The sequence below is a fragment of the Martinezella miluonensis genome, from assembly GCF_900094545.1.
GTDB classification, from domain to species: Bacteria; Pseudomonadota; Alphaproteobacteria; order Rhizobiales; family Rhizobiaceae; genus Rhizobium; species Rhizobium miluonense.
Genome location: NZ_FMAH01000098.1, coordinates 1 through 2,454, shown reverse-complemented (window position 1 = coordinate 2,454; position 2,454 = coordinate 1). Strand labels below are relative to the sequence as shown.

General features: G+C 56.5%; 3 protein-coding genes and 1 pseudogene. 3 read left to right on the top strand and 1 reads right to left on the bottom strand.

From position 1 onward, the window contains the following. Nucleotides 1-343: 343 nt before the first annotated feature. Complete coding sequence (locus tag GA0061102_RS32435) at nt 344-700, bottom strand: hypothetical protein (RefSeq protein WP_139115145.1); 357 nt, start codon at nt 698-700, stop codon at nt 344-346. 634 nt (nt 701-1,334) lie between these two features. Here GA0061102_RS32435 and GA0061102_RS32430 point away from each other — a divergent pair. The 3 genes and pseudogenes from GA0061102_RS32430 to GA0061102_RS32420 form a co-directional block, all read left to right on the top strand. Then, nucleotides 1,335-1,589: a type II toxin-antitoxin system Phd/YefM family antitoxin gene (locus GA0061102_RS32430; RefSeq protein WP_092856886.1), complete on the top strand. Its 255-nt coding sequence runs from the start codon at nt 1,335-1,337 to the stop codon at nt 1,587-1,589. Next, on the top strand, nt 1,589-1,990 hold the full coding sequence (locus GA0061102_RS32425) for a type II toxin-antitoxin system VapC family toxin (protein WP_092856883.1): 402 nt from the start codon (nt 1,589-1,591) through the stop codon (nt 1,988-1,990). The genes GA0061102_RS32430 and GA0061102_RS32425 overlap by 1 nt, the downstream gene beginning before the upstream one ends. 1 nt (nt 1,991) lies before the next feature. Further along, nucleotides 1,992-2,381: pseudogene (locus GA0061102_RS32420) on the top strand (integrase); the annotation flags it as partial. Between the last annotated feature and the right edge of the window lie 73 nt (nt 2,382-2,454).

Here is a 2,454-nt window from a genome sequence, read left to right as displayed (position 1 = left end):
ACGCCCGTCAATCGCCGAGCAATTCGAACTTACTGCCGCTTGAGCCCCAGTGCATGCTCCACATCCGTGACCTCGATACCGTTTGCGACAGAACCCGCGCATTTGGCGGTCGCGAGGGATCAGCGCCTATCCCTTGCCGGAAATCGCGCTCTATGGCTCTCGATTTAGATCATAAAATACGCTTGCAAAGGACCCTTTTCTCACGCCTTCGTTATCTGTACAAACGCCGTGGAAAAACGGACCGCAAAATTGATGGCGGAAGCTGTGCAGGCAAGTCTGTTTCCTCCAGCCCAAAATCTGATCGGATACGTTTCGTGTTTCCACGGTCGATATCTCGACTTGCCTATTCTGGACGTTCTATGTCGTTGCTATAGTCGAACCGACTATCAGATTGCCGATATGGGGATTTGCTTGGTTCAAATTCGATATAGGTTCGCAAAATTCGCGACGATGTTTCGTCAATCCACATCTTCACCGTGCCACGCTCACCTTCGAGGTCGCGAGAATATGCCCAGACCGTCGCCGGAGCCCCATTGATCACCTCGTGGTCAGCACGTTTGCAGCTCGAGATTTTCATCCCGCGCATCTGCATCCAATCACTGGGCCGTTCATCCTTGACCCAAGAATCGTGGCCCTGCTTCCTGTACCGGCGATCGCCAATCAGCCGCCATTCGCGCTGTACCTGCGTACCGCTGCTCAACTGCAATACCTGCCTCATCCGAACGCGCGCGGCCTCCATTGTATGAGAAGCCGCATCCCGTATCGCGGTACAAGCTTCTGGTCCCGCAAGCACATTCGCCGGTAGAAGCCCTGCGAGTAGCAATCCCAAGCTCAATAGTCGTCCACCGTTTGCCATTTTTCCTGCCTGTGTCAGCATTCCTTATCTGTATAAATTTCACGAAAAACGGAGGAATTGCCAGACAATCTGAACAAGAATCTGCTCCGTTTGCGAGCACGACACAGGATGATTGCAAGCGTCTACAGATATGAGACACCATGAAGCGTTCCAAGCCGACGAGCCAATAGGGGGCTGTCCGAAGCGGTACCTATTGCATTCAACATATGAAATCAGCAGTTTGGCGCATCCGAAAGCCGCGGGACATGTAGACAATTTATCCGTCGATCCAGGCAGAATCCGCTCAATCAGGAAATGGTTTTTCATTGAAGTTCAATGGGATAGAATCCGGTGATTGAGGAAAACCGAAAGGTATCATGGTTCGCGAATCAAGCGGATTCGCTGAGAAAATCTGGATTGCCTAGCGCGCTCTCCCTTCAATTTGCCAAAAGGATGTGCCATATAATGGCTAGACTGGCTAGCTAGATTGGAGCAAAAGATGGAATGGCAGCTACAGGACGCCAAGAACCAATTCTCGAAAGTTGTACAAAAGGCCCGCTACGAGGGCCCCCAGGAGATAACCGTGCGCGGAGAACGCACTGCCGTCGTCTTGTCCGCCCGCGACTATGATGCCTTAAGGGCCGGCCGGCCCACACTGGTTGACGATCTGCTCGGCGGTCCGGCCTGGGACGACGTGCTCGCCGAGGCGGTCGACACACGCGCCAAGACGTCAAGTCGCGACGTGGCCTTCTGATGTACCTCGTCGACACCAACATCGTTTCGGAAGCGCGGCGCGGCACGCCGCAGGCGGTCTCATGGCTGAGGTCGGTCGACCCACTGAGCGTCCATCTCAGTGCCCTGACGCTCGGCGAGATCATGCGCGGCGTTGCCCTGAAACAGAAGTCGGATCCGAGGGCTGCGGGGCATCTGGCCGAATGGCTGCGCAAGTTGCGTCACGACCATGCCGACCGCATATTGCCAGTGACCGACGAGATCGCCGTCGAATGGGGTCGTCTTGCCGCGATAAGGCCGCGTGGCGATATCGACGGGCTGATTGCCGCCACGGCGATCGTCCATGATCTGATCCTCGTCACGCGCAACGTCAAGGATTTCGAAGACACAGGCGCGGCCGTCATCAATCCGTGGGAAGCTTAGAATGAGCGACCAAGCAGTGACAGACGAGACGTCGGACGTCACCTTGCCTTCCGACGAGGTCCCCTCCCCTGTCCTGCAAGCTGCATTGGTTGTGCCGGCGCATCTGCAAGATCTCACCGATCGAGCAAGGGGGTATGTCGAGGCCGCCAGCTCGGCCAACACGCGCAAAGCCTATGCCTCCGACTGGAAGCATTTTTCCGCGTGGTGTCGGCGGCAGACCCTGACGCTCCTGCCCCCGGACCCGCAGGTGGTCGGGCTGTACATCACGGCTCTCGCGTCTGGTACGGCCGAACGCGGCATGAAGCCGAACACAGTCTCCACCATAGAACGGCGTCTCTCAGCCATCGGCTGGAACTGTGCCCAGCGCGGAATGGTTCTGTCGCAAACGGAATGGCAAGGTATCTCCGGCATTAAGCCCTCTGGTTTTCAGGGGAGTTTGTGATGTTCAGCGGCCGCCACTTCGA

Bases quoted from the DNA above. Each gene is read 5' to 3' on its own strand.
- GA0061102_RS32430 (WP_092856886.1), top strand. From the start codon at position 1,335: ATGGAATGGCAGCTACAGGACGCCAAGAACCAATTCTCGAAAGTTGTA.
- GA0061102_RS32425 (WP_092856883.1), top strand. From the start codon at position 1,589: ATGTACCTCGTCGACACCAACATCGTTTCGGAAGCGCGGCGCGGCACG.